Source organism: Pyxidicoccus caerfyrddinensis, from assembly GCF_010894405.1.
In the GTDB taxonomy this organism is placed as follows: Bacteria; Myxococcota; Myxococcia; order Myxococcales; family Myxococcaceae; genus Myxococcus; species Myxococcus caerfyrddinensis.
The window spans coordinates 350,539-375,746 of sequence record NZ_JAAIYA010000007.1 but is presented as its reverse complement, the minus strand read 5'-3'; the positions used below and the strand labels follow the sequence as shown (position 1 = coordinate 375,746).

Sequence of the window (25,208 nt, the reverse complement as noted above, 5' to 3'; positions counted from 1 at the left end):
TCAGTTGCGTCCCCACACCCGGGGGCGCTCGTAGCGGAAGAAGCCTCCCGCCTCCTCCTGGCTGATGATGTCCGCCTCGGTGCCGAAGTAGCGCGTGCGCACCTCCTGGAGGCGCGTCTCCAGCGCCTCGCCGGACAGCTCCTTCGCCAGCGTCGCGCGCTCCGCCATGTACCGGGCGCCCGCGTCCCAGCGCGTGTCGCGCGTCCTGTCCAGCGAGTCCCAGCGCTGGAGCGCCTCCTCGTCCATCCCCATCTCCTTGCGGATGGCGCGCAGGTTCTGCGAGCGCTCCGCGGGCGGCATCTGCGTCAGCTCACGCTGGATGGAGGACAGGTCCAGGAAGCGGTTCATCAATTCCTGCTGGTGCCGGGCGAGGAACGCGTCGGCCGCCACGCCGTGGGTCTCCTTGAGCGCCTGCTTGTACGTGGACAGCTTCTCCGTGACGGTGGCGCCCTCCAGCGTGTCGAGCGAGCGCAGCGTGTCCGCGAGGGCCTGGTTCTTCAGCTCGGCGGCCCACAGGCGCTCCGCGACGTCCTTGCCGAAGAGCCGGTTGCGCGCGTCCCAGACGGCGGCGCGGCGCTCCTTCTCGCCGAGCCCGCGCAGGTACGCGTCATTGTCCTTCACCCACTTCTCGTAGTCCTCGCGGTTGCGGAGCATGGCGGCCAGCTCCTCGTACCGCTCGGGGAAGGCCTTCTTCAGGAAGGCCAGCAGCTCCTCGCGCCAGTGGTCCGGGCTGCGCTTCTGGAAGAAGCGCATCAGGTCTTCCAGCATGCGCATCTGCACGGACGGCTCGTCCAGCCGCGCGCCATAGCGCTCGCGCATGGCGGTGACGAGCGCCTCCAGCTCCGCGTCCCCGGACTCCTGGGGGGACGCGGCGGGGGCGGCCCCGGCGGCGCCGCTGGCGGTGGTGGCCAGCGGCGCGGGGGAGGGGAGGGCGGCCCGCGGACGGGGGTCCGGGGAAGAGGGACGGGCGGGTGTGGGCTCCACGGCCGCCTGGCCCGGCGCGAGGAGCGCCACGCTGGCCAGCAGTCCGAGCACCGCCACCACGCCGCCCAGCATCACCTTCGTCCGCGTTCGCATCCCGTCCCTCCCGTGCGGCTAGTCGTTCTTCGCGACGTAATTGAAGATGGCCGCGTAGAACTCCATCTCGTCGAACGTGTCCGGCCCCAGGCCGATGACATCCAGGTGGTCCTGGTTGATGAGCGACGACGAGGACGTCATCTGGAGCGAGCTGGGCGCGTTGATGTTGGAGACGTAGCCCATCGCGGAGTCGATGCTGAGCGAGTTCAGCACGAACAGCTGGTCGGTGTAGTGCAGCCGGTAGCCCATCTGCTGCGAGTTGATACCCACCAGGCCGTCGTCGTCATCCTCCTGCTTCCAGCCGTCGCCCTTGCCCGCGGCGCCGTCATTCTCGCAGTCGTCGACGCAGTAGCCGTCTCCGTCGATGTCGAAGAAGAAGCCGCGCAGCAGGTACAGCGCGGGATTCACGCTGAGGCCGGACTGGGCCGTCATGATGGACGCGTAGTGGGACGCGTAGGAGGCGCTGATCGGGTAGTTCTGGTTGAAGAGCTTCGCGCCCGTCGCCTTGCCGTCGTTGGCGTCATAGTCGTTGTAGACGAGCGCCTTGGTGGCCGCGTAGCCGTCATTGCCCGGCCCGTAGACGACGTCGCCGTAGATGCGGAACAGCGCGTCGATGACGCTGGTGACGCCGGGGCCCAGGTCGAGGATGAACTTGGCCACCGGCGAGCCCCGGTGCGGCGAGGAGATGCTCAAGAGCACCTTCACCACCGCGTAGCCCTTGCGCTCGCGCAGCACGCGCGCGGCCTTGCGCGCGTCGATGCCACCCTGCGAGTGGCCCACGAGGTTGACGTACCGGACGCCCTTCGTGGTCATGTAGCTCTCGATGTCGTTGGCCAGGTCCAGGCCGCGGACATCCGAGCTCTGCAGCGGCTGCACCGCGGCGACGAACGACTGCTGTCCGTTGTCGATGTCGCCGTTGCAGCTCACCTCGAGGAACTCGTTGCACGGGTCCCCGACGAAGGTGCCGTAGTCGTCACCCCAGTAGTCGAGGCCGAGGATGTCGTCGAAGCCGCCGAGGCCATGCGCGAAGACGACGGGATAGGTGGTCCGCTCCGCCGCGGCCGAAGCCGGGAGGGACAGACCAAGGACGGCCAGGACGGCCAGGAACAGCGGGCGCTGCTGCTTCATACGGACTCCTGCACGGGGGGAACGAAGCACTGCGCACTGCGGAAGGGAGCAATCCCAGGCGTGTCCGGGCCTTCCAGAACAGGAAGGAGAAACCGGAACACCGGGAGTGTTAGTGCCCGCGATTGATTTTCCAGTCAATACGGTGCGCTGTGTTATCGCGTGGCGCTGTGCGTCAAAGGACAGGCGCCTCGCCCCGCGGTGCGATATCGCGCACCGCGTCAGGGTGTTCCGTGTCTCACCCGCGGCCGGCCGGCCCGCCCGTCACGGCTCCACGGGCGTCTTCTGGATGTGCCAGATCTCCTCGGCGTACTGCTTGATGGTGCGGTCCGAGGAGAAGATGCCGCCGCGGGCGACGTTGATGATGCACTTCTTCGCCCAGCCCTCCGTGTCCTGGTAGGCGCGGACGACTTCGTCCTGCTTCGCCATGTACGACATGAAGTCGGCGAGCACGAAGTAGCGGTCCTCGTCGAGGAGGCTGTCCACCAGCGGCTTGAAGAGGTGCTTGTCCTCGGGCGAGAAGAAGCCCGTGGAGATGAGGTCCAGCGCCTCGCGCAGCTCCAGGTGCCGGTTGTACTCGTCGCGCGGGCGGTAGCCCTCGCGCTTGCGGGCGATGACCTCGTCCGCCGTGAGGCCGAAGAGGAAGAAATTCTCATCGCCCACCGCGTCGCGAATCTCCACGTTGGCGCCGTCCAGCGTGCCCAGCGTCAGCGCGCCGTTGAGCATCAGCTTCATGTTGCCCGTGCCGGACGCCTCCATGCCCGCGGTCGAAATCTGCTCGGACACGTCCGCCGCCGGGATGATGCGCTCGGCCAGGCTCACCCGGTAGTTGGGCGCGAACACCACCTGGAGCCCCGTGGTGCCCGCGTCGCTGTTCACCACCTCGGCGATGCCGTTGATGAGGCGGATGGTCAGCTTCGCCAGGTGGTAGCCCGGCGCCGCCTTGGCGCCGAAGATGAACGCGCGCGGGTGGATGATGGAGGACGGGTCCCTGCGGGCCTTCATCCACAGCGCGACGATGTGGACGGCGTTGAGCAGCTGGCGCTTGTACTCGTGCAGGCGCTTGATCTGCACGTCGAAGATTGCGTCCGGGTTGAGCTGCACCCAGCGCAAGTCCCGGATGTACTGGGACAGGTCTTCCTTGTTGGCGCGCTTCACGTCCCGGAAGGCCTTGCGGAACGCCGGGTCTTCCGCGTGCGGCTCCAGCTTGCGGAGCTGGTCCAGGTCCGTGGCCCAGCCGTCGCCGATGCGCGACGTAATCAGCTTGGACAGCCGCGGGTTGCACCACGCCAGCCAGCGGCGCGGGGTGACGCCGTTGGTCTTGTTGTTGAACCGCTCCGGGTACATGGTGGCGAAGTCCGTCAGCACGTCCCGGCGCAGCAGGTCCGTGTGCAGCGCGGCCACGCCGTTGACGCTGTGGCTGCCCACCACCGCGAGGTGGGCCATGCGGATCTTCTTCTCCGGGCCTTCCTCCACCAGGCTCATCCGCTGCATCTTCTCCACGTCGTACGGGTAGCGGATCTGCACCTGGCGCAGGAAGCGCTGGTTGATTTCGTAGATGATTTCCAGGTGGCGCGGCAGCAGCCGCTCGAAGAGCGTGGCCGGCCACTTCTCCATCGCCTCGGCCAGCAGCGTGTGGTTGGTGTAGCCGAACACCGCCTGCGTAATCCCCCACGCCTCGTCCCAGACCAACCGCTTCTCGTCCACCAGCACGCGCATCAGCTCCGCCACGCCGATGGCCGGGTGCGTGTCGTTGAGCTGGATGGCCGCCTTGCTGGGGAAGTCCTTGAAGTCGGTGTGGTTCTTCAGGTAGCGCCGGACGATGTCCGCGATGGAGCAGGCGACGAAGAAGTACTGCTGCTTGAGGCGCAGCTCCTTGCCGGCCTGGAAGGCGTCGTTGGGGTAGAGGACCTTGGAGATGACCTCCGAGTCGTTCTTCTCCACCACCGAGCGCTCGTAGTCGCCCGCGTTGAACAAGAGCAGGTCGAACTCTTCCGACGCGCGCGCCTGCCACAGGCGCAGCGTGTTGACGGTGTTGTTGTGGTAGCCGGCGATGGGCGTGTCATAGGGGACACCCACCACCGTCTTGCCACCCACCCAGCGGGCCACGGGGCGGCCGTCGGGGCCCTGGTGGTGCTCCACGCGCCCGAAGAAGCGCACCGGCACCGCCTTCTCCGGCCGGACGATTTCCCACGGGTTGCCGAACTTGAGCCACTCGTCGGCGCGCTCCACCTGGTAGCCGTCGACGATGTCCTGCGTGAAGATGCCGAACTCGTAGCGGATGCCGTACCCCATGCCGGGGTAGGCGAGCGTGGCCAGCGAGTCCAGGAAGCACGCGGCGAGGCGCCCCAGGCCGCCGTTGCCCAGGCCGGCGTCGGGCTCCATCTCCAGCAGGTTGGTGAGGTCCACCCCTACCTCGCGCATGCACTCGGAGGCGGCGTCGTGCATGCCCAGGCTCAGCAGGTTGTTGCCCAGCGCTCGACCCAGCAGGTACTCCGCGGACAGGTAGTACGCCCGCTTCACGTCCTGCTCGTAGTAGGTGCGCGCCGTCTTCACCCACCGGTCCGCGAGCCTGTCGCGGACCGCGAGCGAGAGCGCCATGAAGCGGTCATGCGGGGTGGAGGTCTCGTAGTTCTTGCCACGCGAGTAGCGGACGTGGTCCAGGAAGGAGCGGCGCATGCTGGCCGCGTCCTCACCGGTGCGGCCGCTGTCATCGGTCGGTCCGGCCTGCGCGGCGCGGGGCTGCGTGACAGGGGTCTGCGTCCTCATGGATTCAGCCATCGGGTAGGGAGTCCTCCGGAAGACCTTCATTTATCGCGATTGGAGCCATGGGCTCTACTGCCGTGTCGTGAGTCTGGTACAAGACGCCTGCAAGGTCAGCGGGCCTGCACTCCACAGCTTGGAGACCCCTCCTCGATGCCCAGCGACAAGAGCGAACTTGCCCAGCGGATCGCGCTGACGCGCCCCGACCACACCGTGCGGGGCTTCATCTTCAACTCCGTCCTCACCCTCGTTTCGCAGCGGGCGGGCAGCGAGGCCGTGGCCCGGCTGGCGGACCTGGTGAAGATGAAGAGGCCCATCGACTTCTTCTCCTACCCGGCGGCGGACTTCCTCCACCTGCTCTACGCCGCGGTGGACGTGCTGGAGCCGCACTGCGCCTCGGTGGATGACGCCTTCCGCGCCTGCGGTGCGGCCACCGTCAGCGGCTTCTTCGAGTCGCACGTGGGCAACACGCTGACCAAGCTGGTGGGCCGGGGAGACCCGAAGCGCGCCTTCGCCAGCACGCCCACCGTGTACCGCACGCTGGTCAGCTACGGCTCCCACGACTGCGAGCCCATGGAGGGCCGGCGGGTGAAGATTGTCTTCCGCGGGGACATGCAGCCCATGCTGTTCCACGAGGGCAGCCTGAGGGCCGCGCTGGTGGCCGTGGGCGGCGGCGAGCAGAGCGCGGTGGAAGGCACCGCCTGCGCGCTGGACCACTCGGAGTTCCTGGTGCGGTGGTAGTCGTCCCGGCGGGCCGCCGGTCGCTTCAGCCCCGCCGCCCGGCCCAGAAGAGGTTGGTGTCCGAGGCGTCGCTCGTCAGCTCGAGCGTGGCCAGGCCCCGCTCCGGGCGGCCCTCGCACAAGGCCTGGAACTCCTGCCGCTCCCGGTGCAGCACGCTCCAGTCCCCCACGTACTCCATGAAGGCCCGCCACGGGTTGTGGGCGTGGAGGTTGGTCAGCAGCACGCGCCCGCCCGGTGCCACCAGGGGCGTGAGGATGTCCAGGAAGCGCTCGGCGACGGGGGCCTTGAGGTAGTCCAGCAGTCCGGCCACCACGAGCACGTCGTGGCCTTCCGGGTGGCGGAGCTGCTCCCGCAGGTCCTTCTGTTTCAGCAGCTGGTAGGTGGACAGCTGGACGTAGTCCACCGTGGGCGGGGGCGGCGCCGCGCGCCGGGTGAGCACCTGGAACTGGCGGCGGCAGTGCTCCAGCGGCGCCGGGTCGAAGTCGCAGAGGGTGAAGTGGCCCGAGGCCCCGGCGGTGGCGTACTCGCGCAGCGTGTGCTCCGGCCCGCAGGCGAAGGACAGCACGCGCAGCGGGCGGCCCACCTCCAGCTCGTGCTGGCGCAGGTGCCCGAGCAGCCAGGGCGGGCGGGCGCGGTGCGCGCGGGCGGGGCCGCACTGGAGCGCATAGCGCGACAGCAGACGGGCGAAGGTGGAGACGCCCTCGTCCTGCTCGTTGAAGAGCATCTCCACCATCAGGTAGTCCCCGGGGTAGCCCAGGGGCTTGTCCGCGGAGCGGCGGATGAAGGGACACTGGAGGAAGAAGGGCTGCACGCGCGCGCGGTGGTGCTCCAGCGCGGCCTCCCGCTCCTCGTCGGACATGCTGGCGTCCAGCGCCGTCAGGCGCGCGTAGGCCGCGTCCAGGCGGGAGGTGAGCACCGGGAGGATGCGCCGCAGCGCCTCCGCCTGCTCACGCTGGACGGCGCGGCGCTGCTCCGGGTCCCTGGGGAAGCGCGACAGCCGATCCGGCAGGCCGTGCGACAGCTCCTCATCCAGGCCGAGGAGCTCGGTGTGGAGCTGCTCCGACAACGCAATGAAGTCGGCGACGGAGGACATAGGCCTCCTACGAGGGGCTATGGCTGCGTGGGTGCGACGGGAGCGCTGGCGGCCTGACCGGCCACCGCGGCCACGGACACGGCCTCCATCTGCGCCGCCAGCTCGTGCGCCTTCGCCAGGAAGTCCGGCAGCAGCGTCTTGGGCAGCGGGTCCGCGCGGGGGAAAACCTGGTTGAGCGGGTTGGTGTAGCCGCCGTTGCGCTTGAGGCCGAAGTGCAGGTGCGGCCCGGTGGAGCGGCCGGTGTTGCCGGAGTACGCAATCACCTGCTTCTGGCGGATGCGCGCGCCGGCGCGGATGCCGTCGCCGAAGCGCGACAGGTGCATGTACTGCGTCTCGAAGCCGTTGGCGTGGCGGATGACCACCATGTTGCCGGCGGCGCCCGCGTTGCCCGCCTGCGTCACCGTGCCGTCCGCCACCGCCCACACCGGGGTGCCGATGGGCGTGCCGTAGTCCACGCCGTTGTGCGCCTTCATGTACTGGAGCACCGGGTGGAAGCGGCTGCCGAACTTGCTGGTGACGTGGGCGTACTTGAGGGGGCTCTTGAGGAAGGTCTTCTTCGCGCTGGAGCCATCCTTGGTGAAGAAGTTGGGCTGGCCGTCCGGCAGCAGGTAGCGGAAGACCTCCTTGTTGCCCACGAGGCCGCCCGCGTAGGTGGCCGCCAGCACCTCGCCGTAGCGCAGCACGCGGCCCTTGGAGACGAACTTCTCCACCAGCGCGCGCGCCCGGTCGCCCTTGCGCACGTCGCGGTAGAAGTCGATGTCCCAGGCGAACACGTCCGCCAGCACCATGCCGATGGCCGGGTCCTCACCCGCTTCGATGGCCGCCTCGTACAGCGAGGAGTTGATGTCCAGCGTGACGACGGACACCTGCTTCTCCACCTCGATGGCGCGCTTGCTGCCCACGTACTTCTCGCCGTCGCGGCGCACCTGCCACTCGTCCACCAGGCTCTGGCGGTAGTCGAAGAAGTCCAGCTCCCCGCCGCGGATGACGAGCCGGAACTGGTCGCCCACGCGGGACTTGCGGAAGTCGAACACGCCCTCCAGCGCGGAGATGACGGCCGTCACCTGCGTGTCCGGCAGCTGCGCATCGTGCAGCGCCTGCGCGAGGTTCTGGCGCGGCTCGATGCGGCGGTTCTTGATGACGTAACGGGTGCTGGCTTCGGAGACGGAGGCAGCCAGCAGGGCGGCCAGGCAGAGCAGGGGGGCGAGTCGCATGGGGCGGGGAGCGAGTCTAGTGGACACTCGCGCCCGCGCCCAACTGCCGTCCCGACAATTCCCGCGCTCGCCCGCCCGACAGGCCAGGAACCCGCCGGGTAGGGCCCCCCGCACGGCCGGACATGAAATTCTTACCGCGAGGCTGAACCGCCCGGAGGGCTAGAGCTCCACCTTCTTCTCCGAGTGCGTCGTGCCGTCGAAGCGCAGCATCATGCCCTTGTTGTCGTAGCGGGTGATGATGTTGACGGGGCGGCGCCAGAGGGACTGGAGGTTGCGGAGCGTCTCGCGGGCGTAGTCGCCCTTGAGGTCCTGCCCGTCGTGCTTGTGCGCGAGCAGCATCTCCCCGCGGTTCTCATGGTTGCCGTCCACCACCTCGATGATGGGCTGGCCGAAGTTGGTGAGGCCCTGGAGCAGCTTGCTCTTCACCTTGCGGAACTCGCGGTCCATGATTTCCCACGAGTTGCGCTTGTCATTGAAGCCATACACGAAGAGCTTCTGCTCCATCGCGAACTCGGCCGTGAGGAACGTGTCGATGAAGGTGATGTCGTTGTAGTGCTTGCGGACCTCGAAGATCTTCTCGCGGCCGGCGCCCAGCTTCTTGTCCCAGGAGCGGCGCGCGCGGAGGTCATCGCACTCGTCCCACTCCTTGCCGAAGCGGCCCTTGTTCCACCGGTCCTCGATGTCCCGCCACAGCTCGATGCCGAGCTTGTACGGGTTGATGGCCCCGGGGCGCGTCCCCATGGTGCCGGAGTGGTGGTCCGCGTAGTCGATGATTTCGTCGTCCCTGAGGGCCCGCCGCGTCATGATGGTGGAGTGCCAGTAGCTGGCCCACCCCTCGTTCATGATTTTGGTCTGGCCCTGGGGCGCGAAGTAGTAGGCCTCGTCGCGGAGAATCGCGAGGATGTCCGACTCCCACGGCTCCAGCGGCGCGTGCTCCAGGAGGAACAGCAGCACGTCGCGCTGCGCGCGCTCGGGGAACTTCTTCGCGCGGAGCTTCTCGTCCTCCACCCGCTTGCGCTGGGAGTCCAGGAACTCGGAGGGGTTGATGAAGCCGCGCATGTACTCGCGGCCCACCTTGAAGCCCTCCACGCGCTCGTTGGCCTTGACCTCTTCCTCGGCCTTCTTCGGGTCCGGGTTGCGGCGGATGTGCGGCGCGTGCTGGTCGATGAGGTTTTCGAGGCTCAGCGTCCGGTCGATGAAGTCCTCGACCTTCTCCACACCAATCTTGTCCACCCACCTGCGCACCCGGGTGGCGTGGTTGGCCATGTCATCAATCATCCGGCGGTTGGTGTGCCGGAAGGAGAAGTTGTTCTTGAAGAAGTCGCAGTGTCCGTAGACGTGGGCCATGACGAGCTTCTGGTCCACCTCCGGGTTGCTCTCCATCAAGTAGGCGTAGCAGGGGTCATTGTTGATGACGAGCTCGTAGATCTTGCTCAGCCCGTACTCGTACCCCTTCGCCAGCTGCTCGTACTCCATGCCCCAGCGCCAGTGCGGGTAGCGCGTGGGGAAGCCGCCGTAGGCGGCCACCATGTTCATCTCGTCGTAGGACACCATCTCGAAGATGGTGTCGAAGAAGTCGAGGCCGAACTCCTTGGCGTAGCCGTGGATTTCGTCCCTGAGCGCGGCGAGGCGGGGTGTCAGGCTCTTGGGCATGGGGCAATCGCTCCGGTGGGCGTCGAGTCCGCGTCAGCGGCCCTTGCCGAGGAAGTCCTTGATGGACGCGTAGATGGCGTCCTTGTCCGCAATCTCGCTCAGCGCGACGTTGGGCGTGTCCCCCACCGCCTCGCGCAGGTCCTTGATGAACTGCCCGCTGCCGTAGGGCGACTCCACCTGGCCGTAGGCGAACTGGTTGACGTTGGGCAGCACGTCGTTGCGCAGCATGTCGATGCACTGGCGCGTGTCGTCCGCGCTCCAGTTGTCACCGTCGCTGAAGTGGAACGGGTAGATGTTCCACGCGCTCTTCGGGTAGTCCGCGAGGATGATGTCGCGGCAGAGCTTGTACGCGCTGGAGATCATCGTCCCGCCGGACTCGCGGGTGTGGAAGAAGGTGTCCCGGTCCACCTCGCGGGCCACGGCGTCGTGGATGATGTAGCGCGACTCCAAACCCTTGTACTGATGGCGCAGCCACGTATCGAGCCAGAAGCTCTCGATGCGGACGATCTCCTTCTGCTCGTCACCCATGGAGCCGGACACGTCCATCATGTAGATGATGACCGCGTTGGTCTCCGGCAGGTTCTGCAGCTTGTAGCTGCGGTAGCGCCGGTCCTCGCGCATGGGGACGATGATGGGCCGGTTCGGGTCATACGTCCCCGCGGCAATCTGACGCCGCAGGGCCTGTTTGTAGGTGCGCTTGAAGTGGCGCAGCGACTCCGGACCGGTGGTGTTGATGCCGGTGTAGCGGATCTTCTGCGTGACGATTTTTTCGTTCTGCCGCCGCTCGATGTTGGGCAGCTGCAGCTCCTCACCCAGAATCTGGGCGAGCTCGTCGAGGGTGACATCCACCTCGAGGGCGTGGTCGCCCTCGCCTTGTCCCGCCTGGTGGCCCTCCCCGGGCTCGACGGCCCCGGGGCCGAGCTGCTGACCCACCTCTCCATCTCCCTGCCCGACACCGCCCTGCTCCTTGTGGCCGTACTTGAAGCGGGGAATGTCGATGAACGGAATGGGGATGGAGATGGCGTCCTTCCCCTTCTTCCCCAGCATCTCGCCCTTCTGCACGTACTTGCGCAGGTTGGCCTTTATCTTGCCGCGGACGATCTGTTTGAAGCGGGAGTGGTCCTGGTGGATCTTCAAGGTCACGACGGCTCGCCTCTTTCCTGGGGTGTTACTCCTTCGCGTCGCCTCGGGCGAAGATGCTGGCCACGAAGTTGAGGACGTCCGTGGAGCAGATCTCGCAGTAGCCGTAGTTCTTCATCATCCGGTCCTTCACCAGGTCGATCTTCTCCTGGGTCTCCTTGTCCACGACGGAGGAGACGAGGTTCTTGAGCTTGATGCTGTCCTTCTGGTCCTCGAACAGCTTCAGCTCCAGTGACTTGTGGAGCCGCTCATTGGTCCGGTAGTTGAAGGTCTTCCCTTCGACGGCCAGCGCGCCGATGTAGTTCATGATTTCGCGGCGGAAGTCGTCCTTGCGGCTGTCGGGGATGTCGATCTTCTCCTCGATGGAGCGCATGAGGCGCTCATCGGGCTCCTCGTACAGGCCGGTGTACTTGTTCTTGACCTTCTCCTTCTGGGTGTAGGCCTTGATGTTGTCGATGTAGTTGCCGCACAGCTTGCTGATGGCGTCTTCGTCCGCGGAGATGGCGCGCTGGACCTCGTTCTTGACGATGTCCTCGTACTCCTGCTTCACGGAGGTGAGCAGCTCCTTCATCCGCTTGCGCGCATCCTCGCTGTTGATGAGCGAGTGCGTCTTGAGGCCGGCCTCCAGCTCGTTGAGGACCATGAAGGGGTTGATGCAGCCCTCGCCCTTGTCGCTGACCAGGGCGTTGGAGATCTTGTCCTGGATGTAGCGGGCGGAGATGCCCTCCAGGCCCTCGCGGTTGCTCTCCTTGCGCAGCTCCTTGATGTTGTCTTCGGTGAAGTTGGGGAGCGTCTTGCCGTTGTAGAGCTTGAGCTTCTGCAGGAGCGAGAGGTTGTGCTTCTTGGGCTCCTCCAGGCGCGTGAGGACGGCCCACATGGCGGCCATCTCCAGCGTGTGCGGAGCGATGTGCTTGCCCTTGATGGCCCGGGAGTTGAAGTCCTTCTCGTAGATCTTCACCTCCTCGGACAGCTTGGTGATGTACGGGATGTCAATCTTCACCGTACGGTCTCGCAAGGCCTCCATGAACTCGTTGTTCTCGAGCTTCTTGTACTCGGGCTCGTTGGTGTGGCCGAGGATGACCTCGTCGATGTCCGTCTGAGGGAACTTCTTCGGCTTGATCTTGTGCTCCTGCGACGCGCCGAGCAGGTCGTAGAGGAACGCGACGTCGAGCTTCAGGACCTCGACGAACTCGATGATGCCGCGGTTGGCGATGTTGAACTCGCCGTCGAAGTTGAAGGCGCGCGGGTCGGAGTCGGAGCCGTACTCGGCGATCTTCCGGTAGTTGATGTCACCGGTGAGCTCGGTGGAGTCCTGATTCTTCTCGTCCTTGGGCTGGAACGTGCCGATGCCGACGCGGTCCTTCTCGCTGAAGACGAGGCGGTTGACGCGGATGTGGCCCATGACCTTGGCGAAGTCGCCCTGGTACTGGGTCATCAGGTCCTTGAAGACGAAGCGGCAGGCGGGGCACAGCTCGGAGCCGTCGGGGATGGTGTAGCCGCTCTCCGGCGGGGAAATCTCTGCGTAGATCTTCGGGCGCCACTCACGCGGGATGAGGTTGAGCGGCTCCTCGTTCATCGGGCACTTCATCTTCTCCTTCACCGTGGTGCCGTCGGGCAGCTTGCGGTCGGTGGTCCAGGAGAAGGTGTACGCGGCGCCGTCCGGCGTCTTGGAGTAGTCCTCCATGCCCTTCTTGAGCAGGCGGGCGATGGTGGACTTGGACGAGCCGACGGGGCCGTGGAGGAGGATGACGCGCTTCTCGGTGCCGTAGCCCTGGGCGGCGGACTTGAAGACGTTGACGAGCTTCATGAGCGGGACGTCGAGGCCGAAGATGGCGTCGCGGCCGCCGAACTTCTCGTCGCTGAAGAAGTGATAGCGGATGAGCTTCTTCTTGTTGTCGATGTACTCCGTCTTCCCGTGGCTGAGGATCATGTCGTAGATCCTCTGGAAGGCGGTGCGGGTGACCTTGGGGTTCTTGCGGACGATTTCGAGGTAGTCCTCGAACGAGCCGTCCCAGGTGAGCTCAGCGTAGGTCTTCGCGTCCTGGAGCGCGGCGATTCTGGAGACCCACGAAACCTTCTCAGCGTCCTTCATGTCTCTCCCTCGGGGCCGCCCCGGGGCGCGGATGAGCCGCGCCGACAGGGGGCCATAGTGGTGAACCTGGAGGGCTGGACTGCCATTCCACAACCACCCCGCCGAGGTCCCAGGCACAAACAGCCCTGCTGCCCCTTCGGGACCCCGCCGCGGAGTGGGACCGCGCGTTACGCTCGTGTCGGGGATGGACGCCCTGAAGGCGCACCCCCTCCACGGGGTGAAAAGGCACTTTGATTATAAGGTGCCTCGCCCACGGGGGTAGGGTGCCCCCCTTCGCGCGAAGGGTATTGAACGCCCGGGCAGTGGATTTCCGTGCGCCCGCCGAGGCCGGACTGTTACCTAGCTGTGGGGCAGCGTGCCCGTACGTTCCACATGTCGTCGTGCGGCCTGCACCGCCCATGCGGCGAGCGGCCAGAGTACCGCGCTGAAGGCCAGCAGGGCGCCCCAGGTGGGTAGTAGGCGCTCCATGCCGGCGCCCTCCAGTGCCGCGGCGCGCAGGCCATGCAGGGCATGCGTGGCGGGCAGCAGCCGGGCGGCCATGCGCAGCGCGTCGGGCAGCACGTCCACCGGATAGAGCACACCGGCGAACAGATAGCTGAGCATGTCGAGCGCGTAGGCGAACGGGTCTCCGCGCTTGAAGACGAGCACGAAAGCGGCGGACAGCAGGCCGAGCGCGCTGAATGCCAGCACGCTCAACACCAGCGTCACGCCGAAGGTCAGCGGGTGGACGGAGAGGCGGGCGCCGAAGAGGAGCGAGCCGGCGACGAGCAGGCCGCACGCGCGCACGAGCGAGCCGGCGACGGTGCCGGCCGTCATCAACGCGATGACGTGGAAGGTGGAGAGGGGCGCGGCGAGCAGGGGCTCCAGCGAGCCGTCGTTCTGCGCGGCGCGCACCGCGTTGCCGAAGCCGCGCTGCAGGCTGCGCAGGAGCGTGGCGGTGGCCAGGCCCACGAGCGCGAAGGAGAAGTAGTCCGCGCCGTAGCGGCCGCGCACGGTGGGGGATTCTCCCACGGTGCGGGCGAGGAAGTAGAAGAGCGTCAGGGTGAAGAGTCCGCCTGCCGCCAGGAGCAGCCCGTTGAGCCGGTAGGCGGTGGCGATTTCGAAGTCCCGCCGGAGGAAGGCGAGCAGGCGCCTCATGCGTCCTCCGGGGGGGCGGACGCGAAGACTGCCTCCGCGGTGGGCAACACGTCCGCGAAGGTGCCCGAGGCGGCGATGCGCCCGGCGTCGAGCAGGAGGACGCGGTGGGCCACGGCCTGGACTTCGGCCAGGTCATGGCTGGCGAAGAGGACGGCGGCGCCGCGCGAGGCCGCGTCCGTCAGCACGCGGTTGCGCACGCGGCGGGCGGCGCCCGGGTCCAGCGAGCGCGTCACCTCGTCGAGCAGCAGCACGCGCGGGCGGTGGAGCAGGGTGCGCATCAGCACCACGCGCGCCTTCTCTCCGCTGGAGAGGGTGCGCGTCTCGCGGTCCAGGAGGCGGCGGGCCTCCAGCGTGTGGGCGAGCTCGTCGATGCGGGCATCCACTTCGCGGTGGGGCACGTCGTAGAGCGCGGCGTAGAAGCGCAGGTTCTGCCGGGAGGTGAGGCGCGGCGCGAGCCCCCGGTCATCGCTGAGCGCGGCGCCCACGTGACGGCGGACCTCGGGCCTGTCCTTCACCACGTCGCGCGAGGCCACCCGGGCGGTGCCTCCGTCGGGGAGCAGCAAGCCGCAGAGGATGCGCAGCAGCGTGGACTTGCCGGCGCCGTTGGGGCCGATGAGCGCGACGACTTCGCCGGCGTCCACGTGGAAGGAGACGCCGCGCAGGGCCGGGCGGGAGGGGGCCGCGCGGCCGCGCAGGCGCGCCCAGGGGCCGGGCGGCGGGTACGTCTTCTCCAGGGCAGAGACTTCGACCTCCGGCATCGGGGGCATTGGAGCCGAAATCCCGCACGGTGTCTCTGATGCTGGACGGCCCGGGGGCGCGGGTGTCCTCGGGAGGGCGGTGAGCATGGGGCGTGCAATGGGCCCGGCCGTCACCCAACCCAGGGAGTCGAGTCGTGTCCGCCTTGCTTGCCGCGTCATGTCTGCTGGGCTCGTTGCTGCAAAGCCTTCCGCCCGTGGCCGCCGAGGAGGTGGTGGCCATGGCGTTGCTCGACGAAGGCGCGGAGCCGCGCAGGGCGCTGGCGCTGGCGCACAGGCCGGGGTGGGCGCAGCGGGCGCGGCTGTCGTTGGCGTCGGAAGTAGAGACGGTGTCGGGCGGGGAGCTGCGCACGGAGTATGGGCCCGAGGTGGTGGTGCCACTCCGGCTGGCGCTTCCGGCGTCGGGGCTGGTGGAGGGAGGTGTCCGGTTCAGGAGGGGCCCGGGCCGCCTGGCGCCACCAGACCCGTGGGCCAGCGAGGGCGTGGCCCGGTATCGCCTGCGCGTGGGGCGCCCGGAGGTGCGCGCCGCGGACGAGGATGGGGTGGAGGACGCCTTGCGACTGGCGGAGGCGCTCCGGGGCCTGAGCGGGCGGGAAGGGGAGGTGGTGCTGGCCTCGACGGGTGCGCTCGTCGAGGCACGGATGGACCTGCGAGGAGGCACGTCGCCGAAGCTGGCCGCGCTGCTGGGCGAGGGGATGTCCTCGGACTGGCTCGCGACTCCGCAGTTCCCGGACGAGCCGGTGGGACCCGGTGCGCGCTGGACGGTGGCCCGGGCCCATGGACCCGGAGTGCTGTCCGTCATCACCTACGAATTGGTGGAGCTGCGCGGCCCGCATGGGCGGCTCCGGTTCCAGCTCCACTCGAGACAGGCGGGCGGCGCGCGGGAGCCGGTGGCGGAGGGGGAGCTGCGCTTCGACCTGCGCCGGCCCCTGCCCGAGCGGATGGAGGCCCTCTTCACCTCCCGTGCGACGCCGGGCCTTCGGGAGGGCCGGAGGCTGGAGGTCGTGCGGCGCACCCGGGTGACGCTGGAGGCAGGCGGGCTGCAGCCGCTGGCGCAGCGGGTGAGGGTCGCGGTGCCTCCGTGAGAGGGGGCAGTGGAGGGCCCGGACCACGGGCGCGGAGGACTGTCCCCCGGAAATCGATGGTTGCGGCTCCAGGGAAAGCGGGGTGCTTGGGAGAGCGGAGCTTCGCGGTGGGTGAAGCCGGGGAAGCCCTGCAAGCAGGGGAGCAGGGGTCGCTGGCTTGGCTTTGGCCCCTGCCTGCGTATCCTGCCGCGCGAAATGGCGACCGCCCCCTCCCCCCTGTCCGTTCCGCCGTCCCACGCGCCGAATCTCTCGGCGGTGCCCGCCCCCGCGCCCGAGCCGAGCAACCGGCTCCTCATCGGGCTGATGCTGGTGGCGGCGCTGGTGCCGCGCCTGTTGGTGTTCACCGTCAACGAGAACCTCTACGGCGACGCCGTCGTGCGCACGGAGTTGGCGGAGCGCTGGCTGAACGACCCGCACGTGATTACCGCGTACGGCGACGGGGCCTACCAGTTCGGCCCGCTGCACATGTACCTGGTGGGCGCGGCGCTGTCGGTGATGGACCGCGAGGTGGCGGGCCGCGCGGTGAGCCTGTTGTTCGGCGTGCTGTCGGTGATTCCGCTGTTCGCGCTGACGCGGCGGCTCTTCGGCTGGCGCGCGGGCGTGGTGGGCGGGCTGGCCTTCTCCGCCTGGGGCATGCACATGCAGTTCGCGACCACCGCGGGCAGTGAGGCGGTGTCGCTCTTCTTCATGCTGGCCACCTTCGCGCTGTACGCGGAGGGCGTGGACGAGAACCGCTTCGCGCCGCTGTTCCAGGCGGGGCTGATGCTCAACCTCGCCTGTGCGCTGCGCTACGACGCGTGGATGTACATCCCGCTGCTCACGCTCGCGCTGTGCTTCAGCAGCGAGGACAAGGTGGCGGCGGTGACGCGGGCGGTGGGCTTCGGGCTGGTGTGTCTGCCGTTCCCCCTGTTGTGGATGCAGGGCAACGAGCTGATGCACGGGGACCCGTTCTTCCCGGTGAAGGCGGTGGAGGAGTTCCATCGCAACTGGGTGCAGTCCTCGGCGGGCTCGGGCGCGGCCATCGGCTGGCGCCTGCAGCAGCTCGGGTTCTGGCCCGGCATTGCCCTGCTCACCCTGTCTCCCGGCGTGGCGCTGCTGGGCATGTGGGGCATGGTGAAGGCGTGGCGTGCGCGCCCGGACACGCGCTGGCTGGTGGCGGCGGCGGTGGTGCCGGCGGCGTACTTCACCTTCCGCGCGGTGGTGCTGCTGACCTTCGTGCCGCTGGGTCGCTTCACGGTGACGCAGATCGCGGTGGTGCCCGTGTTCGTGGCGTTCGGCTTCGCCGCGCTGGTGGGCAGCCGTGGCGCCGGCGTGCGCAAGGCGCTGGCGGGCGTGACGGCGGTGCTCGCCGTGGCCGTGCCGGTGGCCATGGGCCTCTATACCTTCCGTGCGGAAGGCCGACTCCAAGACTCGATGCGGCCGGTGAGCCCCACCTCCACCAACCCGGTGGCGGTGATGCAGGTGGCGGACTTCGTGAAGGCGGAGGTGGCCAGCAAGGGTGGGGCGGTGGCCCTCGACGACGACCCCAGCTACATGGACCTGCAGTTGGCCTTCTTCTCCGGGCTGCCCGAGGAGCGGCTGGCGCGCGTGCGTTGGGACACCTTCCGCAAGCGTCTGCAGGAGGCCCGGCCGGAGGTGCTCATCCGCTTCGACCAGGGCACGCTGGTGAAGGATTCCGGCGTGAAGCTGGAGGGCCGCTCCCTGGTGCTGGACGGCGTCGCCTACGAGGAGCAGGACGGCTTCTCGGCGCCGCTGCACGTGTACCGGCGCCGCCCGTAGTCAGCGCGGCGGCTCACGGCTCCGAGTCGTAGTCGTCGTCCGCGTGGTAGGCGGAGTCAGACGGGCGGTGGGCGTCCAGCCATCCCTGGAGGATGAACTGGGCGGCCACCTGGTCGATGACTTCCCGGCGGCGGGCGCGGCTGACGTCCGCCTCCAGCAGGGTGCGCGTGGCGGCGACGGTGGACAGCCGCTCGTCCCAGAGCTCGACGGGGACGCCCAGGGTGGTGCCCAGCGTGTCCGCGAACTTGCGGGAGGCCTCCGCGCGCGGGCCCTCGCTGCCATCCATGTTCAACGGCAGGCCGAGCACCACCCGGCTCACCTCGTGCTCCTTCGCGAGGGTGGCGAGGGCGGCGAGGTCCGCCTTGAGTGAGGTGCGCCGCACGGTGGTGACGCCCTGGGCCGTCAGGCCCAGTCCGTCCGAGACGGCCACTCCGATGGTCTTGGTGCCCAGGTCCAGGCCCATGGTCCGCATGGCGGCGGGACTCTAGCCCCAATCCCCCGCCGTGGACCGCCCCGTCCGCGTGCGGGGACGCGCTTTGGACGGTGGCCGGGCCAACCCGTGGATTTCGCTGGGGGACGGGCGGGACGGCGGGCGGCACCGGCGCTGCAAACCGGACAGTGACTGCGCGGCGTCCATCCAACCCCGCCGCGCCAGAGGGCTCATGCTCGACTTCCTCAAAGGTGCGGCCAACCTGCTGGCCGGCCCCATGTCCGCCGCGGTGGACCTCGCCGGCAACGCGCTGGGACTGCCACCGCTCATCACCAACTCCATCAAGGCCGCCACGGGGGTTGCGACGGGCAACGTCATGATGGTGGCCAGCGGCGCCATGGGCGTGGCGAAGGAGCTGTCCCAGAACCCGGCCGCGAAGACGGAGTACCGCCCGCCCTCGGGTGGGGACGCCAGGGTGGGCGAGGGCTATGCGTCCTCCTCGCCCGTGCTGCCTTCGGGCACGAGTCCGCTGGACCCGAAGATGCTGGACTACGCGGACTCGCTGCGGGTGCTGGAGGCGAACTTCGCACAGCTCGACTACCTGGATGGGAAGAAGGACGGCTCGCTGTCGAAGAAGGACCTGGAGCGCGTCTCCAGCGACGCGAGCCTGTCGCCGCAGCTGCGCAACGCGGCCCGCTTCATGCTGGAGAACAAGGCGCTGTTCGAGCGGCTCGATAACGGGAACAAGCTGCTCAACCTCGGCGTGATGGGCCTGCTGACCAATGACCGCTTCAACCTCAAGGACCTGAGCAGCGAGCTCAAGCGGGTGGAAGGCGAGTTCTCCCGGTACGGCCGTCCCGAGCGCCCGGGCCGCGGCGTGCCCGGCGGCGGTGGTACTCCCGGCACGGGGCCGACACCCACGACGGGCTCGGGGCCTTCGCCCACGACCGGCTCGGGGCCTTCGCCCGCGTGTGACACTCCCTCCACCACGCCGACGACCGGCTCGTCGGGAAGCGGGCTGGACCCGGACTTCGCCGAGTACCGCGACGCGCTGTCGGTGCTGAACGCGAACTGGGACACGTTCGATGCGGCGGTGGGTGCGAAGGACAACGTGCTGACGCGCGACAACCTGGCCGCCATCCTGAACAGCCCGGCGGCCTCGTCGACGCTGAAGCGCGCCGCGCAGTTCTTCAAGGACCACCCCGAGTACTACGACCGGCTGGAGATGGCGAACGGCGTGGGCGGGCGCGACGGAATCGTGGGGCGGCCGGACGTGACGGCGGCGCTGCGGCAGGCGGGCGCGGTGCAGGGCTCCTCGGGAACGCCGTCCACCACGGGCGGGGGCAAGCCGGTGGGCAGCGGTGGCTCGAGCGTGAAGAGCATCCTCGACAACCCGAACATGAGCGTGGAGGACAAGATTCAAGCCATCCTCATGTCCATCGCGGAGAACACGGACGATGAGCTCCTCGGCGTGCTGAACGACATGGCGGACCAGCGCGACCAGCGGGCCACGCTCGGCACCAGCGACGCGGACAAGCAGAAGGCCGCGAAGATCGACAGCAGCATGCAGGAGCTGGAGCTGCGCCTTCAGAAGCTGATGGAGAAGCGCAAGGCCATGTTCGAGCTGATGAGCAACATGTCCTCGAAGTTCCACGAGATGGCGAAGACGGCCATCTCCAACCTGCGGAGCGCGTGAGCCGCCATGGGACGCGTCATCAAGCACGAGGGAGCAACGGCCATGCAGATGGAGAGCGGAGCGGTGCGGCGACTGAAGGCGTTCGCCCGCGGAGAGTCGACGTGGGCGGAGGTGGAGGGGATGACCTTCGAGGAGGCGAAGGCCATTGCGCAGGTGGGCTGCGACCTGGCGGCCGCCGGCCGGCTGGAGGAGGCGCGCATCCTCTTCGAGGGGCTGGTGGAGGGAAACCCGAAGGACACGGCGGCGCGAGCGGCGCTGGGCACCGTGTACCAGAAGCTCGGTCGGCTGGAGGAGGCCATCTCCGAGTACAGCGCCGCGCTGGCGAAGGAGCCGGGCAACCCGGTGGCCCTGGCGAATCGCGGCGAGCTCTACCTACGCAAGGGAGACCGGCAGGGCTTCACGGACCTGGCCAACGCGGTGGACGCGGACCCGCACGGAGAGACGGCGGCGGGACGGCGGGCGCGGGCGCTGGTGAAGGCCATCGCCCTGGTGGCGGTGGAGAAGCTGAAGGAGGACTCGCAGCCGTAGGGCGGGTGTGACGAGGGGCCGCCGGGACGTCGGGGAGCGGACCGGCGGCGGCTGTCGGCGGGTGGACTCGCGAGGGGTGAGGGCGGGAGTCGCGGGGAGTCCACCTGCCGGCCGCTTTTTCGAGGGAGCGCGGCGCTACGGCGTTGGCGGAGGAAGATCGGCGAGCCGCTCGCCGATGGGTGGGTGGCTCATGCCCTTGAGGACGACCCAGCGGGGCGGCTCGGGGTCCATCTTGTTCACCCGGGCGGCCTTCACGAGCATGCGGCGGAAGGACTCCGCGTCACCGGTAAGGCGCAGGGCGTAGCGGTCCGCCTCGCGCTCGCGCTCGCGCGAGAAGGCGGCCGAGATGGGGTTGCCCAGCAGGATGACGACGATGACGAGCAGGGAGATGAGCGGCAGGGTGCGGATGTCCGCGAAGCGGGTGGTGCCGAACCAGCCCCGGCGGGCGGACAGCCGCAGGATGCGGTCGATGGCGAAGAGCAGGGCAATCAGCGCACACGAGGCGGTGATGCGGCCGGGCCACTTCGGCTCCTGGACGTGGCCGGCCTCGTGGGCCACGGCGGCGAGGACTTCATCCTCGGAGAGTTCCTTGAGGATGACGTCGTTGAGGACGATGGCGCGCGTGGGGCCCTGGCCGGCGAACCAGGCCTGGACGCGGCGCGAGGCGACCGAGGTCTCCGCCACCAGCACGTCGGAGAAGGGAATGTCGGCCCGCGCCATCAGCGCCGTCATGTGCTCGCGCAGGGAGCCTGCGGGCAGCGGCTTCTGCTTGAAGTAGAGCAGGTCGCGGTACGGGTCCAGGGCCGACGACACGAGCATGAGCAGGGCCACGGGCACGCCCAGCACCAGCCACCAGTGACGCAAGCGACGGGCAAGCCCATACATGCCGATGACGAGCGCGGCGAGGCAGAACGCCACCAGCAGGTGGCCCTTGAGCAAATCCCACGCATAGGAGCCCGGCGTGTAGTTGGACAGGCCGTGGCGGTGTTCGAGCGTGTACGTGAACCAGACGTCCACAGGCAGGTAGACGAGCTTGACGAACAGGTCGATGAAGAGCGCGAAGAGCACCGCGGTGCCCCAGCCTGCCTCTCCCCACAGCCGGTCCATGGCGCGGAAGAAGGCGCGGCTGACGGGGGCCGTGCGCAGCACCCCAAGTCGTCGCTCCAGCCCGGCGGAGGATGCGCGGGCCGCGCGGTACAGGGGCTGGACGAGCACCCCGAGCAGCAGCGCCTGCAGGGCCAGCCGCGCGAAGGGGTCCACCGCGGCCCGGATGTAGTAGGGCAGGTGGTAGGCGTGAATCTCCGCGAGCTGCTCGGCGGTGAAGAGGGGCTCCATGGGGCGCCCCAGGCTACGCCGCACGGGCCCCGGCTGCCCAGCCGGGGCCGGGACTCACGAGTGAGGCTCGGCGTCCGCCGAGGGCGGCGTGGACGTGGAGTCGGGCTCGGCTTCCGCGTCCGCCAGCAGCAGGGCCTTCACCTTGGCGAGGCTCTCGCGGGTGCGGTCCACGAAGGTGCTCTGCGAGCCGATGCGCTCGGCCGTCTCCAGGGTGCGCTCGTAGATGTTGATGGACTTGGTGAGCAGCACGCGAATCTTCTTCCGCAGCTCCTGGCGGTAGACCTGGGCCTCGCTGGCGTCGAGCTCGGCGGGCGCGGGCGAGTTCACCATGTGCTCGTAGAGATTCTCGTAGAGGGCGCCAATCTGCGCGCCCGCGGCGGTGGCCCAGTAGCCGTTGCCCACGCGGATGGAGCGCAGGTAGTGGCCCTGCGCGGAGAGCAGCAGCTCCGCCTTGTAGTTGAGGTCCTCGGCGAGCTTGTCGCTGCCCCGGGTGGCGTCCAGCTTCACGTCGTCGTAGTGCAGCCGGTAGATTTCCCCGATGAAAAAGTGCGCCTGCGCGGGGAAGTAGTCGTCCACCTCGTCCTTGTCGGCCAGGCCGTCGTAGGTGGAGAGCGACTTGCGCAGCGTCTTCTCCGCCTCTTCGGAGCGGCCGGCCTCCAGCTGGCAGATGCCCTGCTGCACCTGGGCCTCCAGCCGGCGGTTGAGGGGGAGGTCCTGCCGCTCGGCGATGACGCCCAGCAGGGCGACGGCGTCGTCGAAGCGCTCCAGGTGGTACTGCGTCTCCGCCACGCGGAAGGCGGCGTCGAGCGCGTCGCCCGTGCCCTTCGCGGGGTCCGACAGCTCGGAGAAGCGGTGCCCGGCCTCCTCCCACTCCTTGAGGCGCTGGTGGGCCAGGCCCGCGTTGTAGAGGGCCGCGCGGCGGTGCTTGCTGTCCGGGTGGAAGTCCGCGAGCCGGCCGAAGTAGCGCGCCGCCTGCTTGAAGTCATTGGCCGCGAAGGCCGAGGTGCCGCCCGCGAAGAGCTCCTCGTCGTTGAGCTTGTCCAGCTCCAGGTCCGCCGTCACCGTCACCGCGTCGAACTGGAGCTCCTGCCTGGGCGGAGTCTCCTGCCCGTCGGCCCGCGCCGCGGAACCCGTCGTCCGGCACCCGGACACCGCCAGCCCCAGCGCCGCGAGCCACCACCACCGACTGACCGACATGTGCGCCCGCTCTCTGCCAATCACGAAGTGCGTCCTCCTGGGCCGGAGGACCGGCCCTACTCCCCGACATCGCGGAGGCCCGGGGAGTTCCCACCACCCGCGGTGGGCGCGCCCAGCTTAATGCGCCCCCGCCGCCCGCGCCTCCCCGGTCGCCTGCCCTCCGGACGGGAAGGGCACCGAGGCCGAACCGGGCTCCGGGCAGGCCGCTTCCGTCAGGAAAGCGACTCGTCACCCAGCAGGTAGCGACTGGTGCGCCAGAGGGCGGTGATGTCGTGCACGTCCATTTCGAAGCGGGGCACCTGGATGATGGGGACGCCCGGGCAGGCAGCCTGGAGCTGGGTGATGCCAGCCCCGTCCTGCTCGGCCAGGACCTGGAGCTCGCGCAGCGTCTCCTCCACCTTGGCGCGGCGGGTGGGCGTCAGCGTGGCCGCGTCCTCCCACAGCGCCTCCGGGGGCATGGGGTGCACGCGGTTGACCACCAGCGCCACCACGCCCATCCGGTGCTGCTTCAGCAGCGTGTGGAAGTGGATGGCCTCGTCCATGCGCTCGGGGTGGGGGCTCGTCACCAGCACGAAGCCGGTGCTCGGGTCCTCCAGCAACTCCCTCACGCCGCGGGCCCGCTCGCGGAAGCCCTCGTTCATGGAGGAGATGGCGAGCATGAAGTTGGACAGCTCCTGCAGCATCTCCGTGCCGGTGAACTTCGCCAGCGCCCGCATGACGTAGCCGCTGCGGTTGAACAGCGACATGCCCAGCTTGCCCGCCTTCAGCGCGGGGGCGAGCAGCCACTTGGCGGCTTCGTTGTCCAGGAAGTCCAGCACCCGGTTGGGCGCGTCCAGGAAGTCCAGCGCGTGCGCGGTGGGCGGCGTGTCCAGGACGATGAGCTCGTGGGAGTTGCGGCGGCGCAGCTCCCACAGCTTCTCCATGGAGATGTACTCCTGGCTGCCCGCCAGGGCCGTGGAGAGCGACTGGTAGAAGCGGTTGGAGAGGATGCGCTCGCGCTGGTCCGGCGGGGCGACGCGGGTAATCAGGTCGTCCCACGTCTGCTTCATGTCCAGCATCATCGCGTAGAGCGGTGCGCGGGCCTTGATGCCGAGCGGCTCCAACGCGGTGGCGGGCACCTGCGTCTCCGTGTTGCCCAGTCCGGTGAGGCCCAGCGAGTTGGCCAGCCGCTTCGCCGGGTCGATGGTGCACACCAGGCTGGTGCGCCCGTCCACCGCGGCGCGCAGGGCCAGCGAGGCCGCCGCCGTCGTCTTTCCCACGCCTCCCGAACCCACGCAGATGAGGACGCGCTTGCCCGCGAGCGCGGACGCCAGGGCCGTCGTGCTCACGTCTCCCCCGTCACCATCGGTTCGAGATGCCCCATGACCTGTTCAATCGCATCGCGTCCGAACTCGGGTGTGAAGAGCCGCGGCACCGTGAAGAGCGGAGCGTGCAGGTTGCGCTCCAGCTTCGTCCCCGCGAGCACCGCCTGCGCCGCCCGGTCATGGTGCGCCTTGGCCACCGCGTGCAGCTCCGGGTGACCGAGCAGCGCCTCCAGGTCCGCCTCCGTGAAGCGCTCCGGGAAGGCCTGGTTGAGCACCGCCGAGTGCGTGCGGATGTTCACCTTGTCACGCAGCGCCGCGTGCAGCTCCAGCGCCTCGTTCACCGGCATCTCCTCCGGCAGCGCCACCAGCACCATCGCCGTCACCGCCGGGTCCACCAGCAAATCCCTCATCTTCTGCGCCTCGCGGGACATGGGCCCCGGGGGCACCGTCTGCACCAGCACCTGCGGCACGCTGAGGAAGGAGATGGCGTGCCCCGTGGCCGGCGCGTCCATGACGATGGTGTCGAAGCGCGGGCGGCCGTCCGGCCCCTTCTCCTGCAGGTGGAACATGATCTTCCCCAGCAGCACGAGCTCCTGCAGGGAAGGGATGAAGCGCAGGAAGTAGCGCACCAGCCGGTTCTCGAAGACGGTTTTGTAGAGGGCCTCGAAGCGCAGCACCATGAGGCCGTACTCGCGCATGGCCTCCTGGGGGCGCACGTCCACCGCCCAGAGGTTGTCCTCCAGCAGCGTGACTTCCGGGCCGGCTGCCGGGCGCTCGAGGAAGCGGCTGACGCGCTCCTGCGTATTCACCTCGCACACCAGCGTCTTGCGCCCCGCGCGCGCGGAGGCCAGGGCGAGGGCCGCGGCAATGGTGCTCTTGCCGACTCCGCCCTTGCCGGAGACGATCCACAGACGCTTGTCGAGTAGTCCGGCCATAAAAGAGAGCGGCGAACCGTAGGAATCGTGTCTCCAGGAGTCAACGCGTTTGGCCGCGTTCTGTTGCGCTGCTTGACACGTCGCGTTGGCAACTCGCAGAGTGCGGCGTCTTTTTCCTGACTTCCTGAA

Annotated in this window: 20 protein-coding genes; 5 read left to right on the top strand and 15 right to left on the bottom strand. The window is 68.7% G+C overall.

All coding sequences use genetic code 11. The features are described 5' to 3' along the window. From G4D86_RS19270 to G4D86_RS19260, 3 genes are all read right to left on the bottom strand, one after another. Positions 1–1,077: a hypothetical protein gene (locus tag G4D86_RS19270; RefSeq protein WP_163995435.1), complete on the bottom strand. Its 1,077-nt coding sequence runs from the start codon at positions 1,075–1,077 to the stop codon at positions 1–3. An 18-nt stretch (positions 1,078–1,095) separates the two neighbouring features. Beyond that, positions 1,096–2,205, bottom strand: a complete 1,110-nt coding sequence (locus G4D86_RS19265; protein WP_163995434.1) for an esterase/lipase family protein — start codon at positions 2,203–2,205, stop codon at positions 1,096–1,098. Positions 2,206–2,466: 261 nt separating this feature from the next. Beyond that, positions 2,467–4,971: a glycogen/starch/alpha-glucan phosphorylase gene (locus G4D86_RS19260; protein ID WP_163995433.1), complete on the bottom strand. Its 2,505-nt coding sequence runs from the start codon at positions 4,969–4,971 to the stop codon at positions 2,467–2,469. Between the two features lie 147 nt (positions 4,972–5,118). Here G4D86_RS19260 and G4D86_RS19255 point away from each other — a divergent pair, with 147 nt between their 5' ends. Continuing rightward, entirely contained in the window at positions 5,119–5,706 is a 588-nt protein-coding gene (locus tag G4D86_RS19255) for a TIGR02265 family protein (protein WP_163995432.1), read from the top strand. A gap of 25 nt (positions 5,707–5,731) precedes the next feature. Here G4D86_RS19255 and G4D86_RS19250 read toward each other — a convergent pair whose 3' ends face one another. The 7 genes from G4D86_RS19250 to G4D86_RS19220 form a co-directional block, all read right to left on the bottom strand. Next, positions 5,732–6,799: a class I SAM-dependent methyltransferase gene (locus G4D86_RS19250; protein WP_163995431.1), complete on the bottom strand. Its 1,068-nt coding sequence runs from the start codon at positions 6,797–6,799 to the stop codon at positions 5,732–5,734. Positions 6,800–6,816: 17 nt separating this feature from the next. Continuing rightward, positions 6,817–8,013 (bottom strand): M23 family metallopeptidase, encoded by a 1,197-nt coding sequence (locus tag G4D86_RS19245; RefSeq protein ID WP_163995430.1) that lies wholly within the window; start codon positions 8,011–8,013, stop codon positions 6,817–6,819. 159 nt (positions 8,014–8,172) lie between these two features. Next, positions 8,173–9,666 (bottom strand): SpoVR family protein, encoded by a 1,494-nt coding sequence (locus tag G4D86_RS19240; protein WP_163995429.1) that lies wholly within the window; start codon positions 9,664–9,666, stop codon positions 8,173–8,175. Positions 9,667–9,699: 33 nt separating this feature from the next. Further along, positions 9,700–10,809 (bottom strand): DUF444 family protein, encoded by a 1,110-nt coding sequence (locus G4D86_RS19235; RefSeq protein ID WP_163995428.1) that lies wholly within the window; start codon positions 10,807–10,809, stop codon positions 9,700–9,702. A 25-nt stretch (positions 10,810–10,834) separates the two neighbouring features. Further along, positions 10,835–12,898, bottom strand: coding sequence for a PrkA family serine protein kinase (locus tag G4D86_RS19230; RefSeq protein ID WP_163995427.1), 2,064 nt, complete (start codon positions 12,896–12,898; stop codon positions 10,835–10,837). A gap of 339 nt (positions 12,899–13,237) precedes the next feature. Next, the gene (locus G4D86_RS19225; protein ID WP_163995426.1) at positions 13,238–14,035 is read right to left on the bottom strand and encodes an ABC transporter permease; all 798 of its coding nucleotides are present in this window, start codon (positions 14,033–14,035) and stop codon (positions 13,238–13,240) included. Next, on the bottom strand, positions 14,032–14,802 hold the full coding sequence (locus tag G4D86_RS19220) for an ABC transporter ATP-binding protein (protein ID WP_163995425.1): 771 nt from the start codon (positions 14,800–14,802) through the stop codon (positions 14,032–14,034). Before G4D86_RS19220 ends, G4D86_RS19225 begins: the two co-directional genes overlap by 4 nt. A 125-nt stretch (positions 14,803–14,927) precedes the next feature. Between G4D86_RS19220 and G4D86_RS19215 the strand changes: the two genes are divergently transcribed. Both G4D86_RS19215 and G4D86_RS19210 read left to right on the top strand, forming a co-directional pair. Beyond that, positions 14,928–15,875 (top strand): hypothetical protein, encoded by a 948-nt coding sequence (locus tag G4D86_RS19215; protein ID WP_163995424.1) that lies wholly within the window; start codon positions 14,928–14,930, stop codon positions 15,873–15,875. Between the two features lie 195 nt (positions 15,876–16,070). Continuing rightward, complete coding sequence (locus tag G4D86_RS19210; RefSeq protein ID WP_205519635.1) at positions 16,071–17,654, top strand: ArnT family glycosyltransferase; 1,584 nt, start codon at positions 16,071–16,073, stop codon at positions 17,652–17,654. 13 nt (positions 17,655–17,667) lie between these two features. Here G4D86_RS19210 and ruvX read toward each other — a convergent pair whose 3' ends face one another. Further along, a complete protein-coding gene (gene ruvX, locus G4D86_RS19205; RefSeq protein WP_163995422.1) occupies positions 17,668–18,126 on the bottom strand; it encodes a Holliday junction resolvase RuvX in 459 nt (152 codons plus the stop codon). A gap of 190 nt (positions 18,127–18,316) precedes the next feature. Here ruvX and G4D86_RS19200 point away from each other — a divergent pair, with 190 nt between their 5' ends. Together G4D86_RS19200 and G4D86_RS19195 are read left to right on the top strand one after the other, a co-directional pair. Next, positions 18,317–19,780 (top strand): hypothetical protein, encoded by a 1,464-nt coding sequence (locus G4D86_RS19200; protein WP_163995421.1) that lies wholly within the window; start codon positions 18,317–18,319, stop codon positions 19,778–19,780. Positions 19,781–19,786: 6 nt separating this feature from the next. After that, positions 19,787–20,308 carry a tetratricopeptide repeat protein gene (locus G4D86_RS19195; protein ID WP_163995420.1) on the top strand — a complete coding sequence of 174 codons (522 nt, stop codon included), beginning with the start codon at positions 19,787–19,789 and terminating at the stop codon, positions 20,306–20,308. 135 nt (positions 20,309–20,443) lie between these two features. On the opposite strand, the gene G4D86_RS19190 is transcribed toward G4D86_RS19195, so the two are convergent. The 4 genes from G4D86_RS19190 to G4D86_RS19175 all read right to left on the bottom strand — a co-directional run bounded on the left by G4D86_RS19190 (position 20,444) and on the right by G4D86_RS19175 (position 25,079). Next, entirely contained in the window at positions 20,444–21,643 is a 1,200-nt protein-coding gene (locus tag G4D86_RS19190) for a M48 family metalloprotease (protein WP_163995419.1), read from the bottom strand. A gap of 54 nt (positions 21,644–21,697) precedes the next feature. Continuing rightward, the gene (locus G4D86_RS19185; RefSeq protein ID WP_163995418.1) at positions 21,698–22,840 is read right to left on the bottom strand and encodes a tetratricopeptide repeat protein; all 1,143 of its coding nucleotides are present in this window, start codon (positions 22,838–22,840) and stop codon (positions 21,698–21,700) included. 212 nt (positions 22,841–23,052) lie between these two features. After that, positions 23,053–24,168 carry an ArsA family ATPase gene (locus tag G4D86_RS19180; RefSeq protein ID WP_163995417.1) on the bottom strand — a complete coding sequence of 372 codons (1,116 nt, stop codon included), beginning with the start codon at positions 24,166–24,168 and terminating at the stop codon, positions 23,053–23,055. After that, complete coding sequence (locus G4D86_RS19175; protein WP_163995416.1) at positions 24,165–25,079, bottom strand: ArsA family ATPase; 915 nt, start codon at positions 25,077–25,079, stop codon at positions 24,165–24,167. Before G4D86_RS19175 ends, G4D86_RS19180 begins: the two co-directional genes overlap by 4 nt. Positions 25,080–25,208 lie beyond the last annotated feature (129 nt).

Bases quoted from the DNA above. Each gene is read 5' to 3' on its own strand.
- G4D86_RS19270 (WP_163995435.1), bottom strand. From the start codon at position 1,077: ATGCGAACGCGGACGAAGGTGATGCTGGGCGGCGTGGTGGCGGTGCTC.
- G4D86_RS19265 (WP_163995434.1), bottom strand. From the start codon at position 2,205: ATGAAGCAGCAGCGCCCGCTGTTCCTGGCCGTCCTGGCCGTCCTTGGT.
- G4D86_RS19260 (WP_163995433.1), bottom strand. From the start codon at position 4,971: ATGAGGACGCAGACCCCTGTCACGCAGCCCCGCGCCGCGCAGGCCGGA.
- G4D86_RS19255 (WP_163995432.1), top strand. From the start codon at position 5,119: ATGCCCAGCGACAAGAGCGAACTTGCCCAGCGGATCGCGCTGACGCGC.
- G4D86_RS19250 (WP_163995431.1), bottom strand. From the start codon at position 6,799: ATGTCCTCCGTCGCCGACTTCATTGCGTTGTCGGAGCAGCTCCACACC.
- G4D86_RS19245 (WP_163995430.1), bottom strand. From the start codon at position 8,013: ATGCGACTCGCCCCCCTGCTCTGCCTGGCCGCCCTGCTGGCTGCCTCC.
- G4D86_RS19240 (WP_163995429.1), bottom strand. From the start codon at position 9,666: ATGCCCAAGAGCCTGACACCCCGCCTCGCCGCGCTCAGGGACGAAATC.
- G4D86_RS19230 (WP_163995427.1), bottom strand. From the start codon at position 12,898: ATGAAGGACGCTGAGAAGGTTTCGTGGGTCTCCAGAATCGCCGCGCTC.
- G4D86_RS19225 (WP_163995426.1), bottom strand. From the start codon at position 14,035: ATGAGGCGCCTGCTCGCCTTCCTCCGGCGGGACTTCGAAATCGCCACC.
- G4D86_RS19220 (WP_163995425.1), bottom strand. From the start codon at position 14,802: ATGCCCCCGATGCCGGAGGTCGAAGTCTCTGCCCTGGAGAAGACGTAC.
- G4D86_RS19210 (WP_205519635.1), top strand. From the start codon at position 16,071: ATGGCGACCGCCCCCTCCCCCCTGTCCGTTCCGCCGTCCCACGCGCCG.
- ruvX (WP_163995422.1), bottom strand. From the start codon at position 18,126: ATGCGGACCATGGGCCTGGACCTGGGCACCAAGACCATCGGAGTGGCC.
- G4D86_RS19200 (WP_163995421.1), top strand. From the start codon at position 18,317: ATGCTCGACTTCCTCAAAGGTGCGGCCAACCTGCTGGCCGGCCCCATG.
- G4D86_RS19195 (WP_163995420.1), top strand. From the start codon at position 19,787: ATGGGACGCGTCATCAAGCACGAGGGAGCAACGGCCATGCAGATGGAG.
- G4D86_RS19190 (WP_163995419.1), bottom strand. From the start codon at position 21,643: ATGGAGCCCCTCTTCACCGCCGAGCAGCTCGCGGAGATTCACGCCTAC.
- G4D86_RS19185 (WP_163995418.1), bottom strand. From the start codon at position 22,840: ATGTCGGTCAGTCGGTGGTGGTGGCTCGCGGCGCTGGGGCTGGCGGTG.
- G4D86_RS19175 (WP_163995416.1), bottom strand. From the start codon at position 25,079: ATGGCCGGACTACTCGACAAGCGTCTGTGGATCGTCTCCGGCAAGGGC.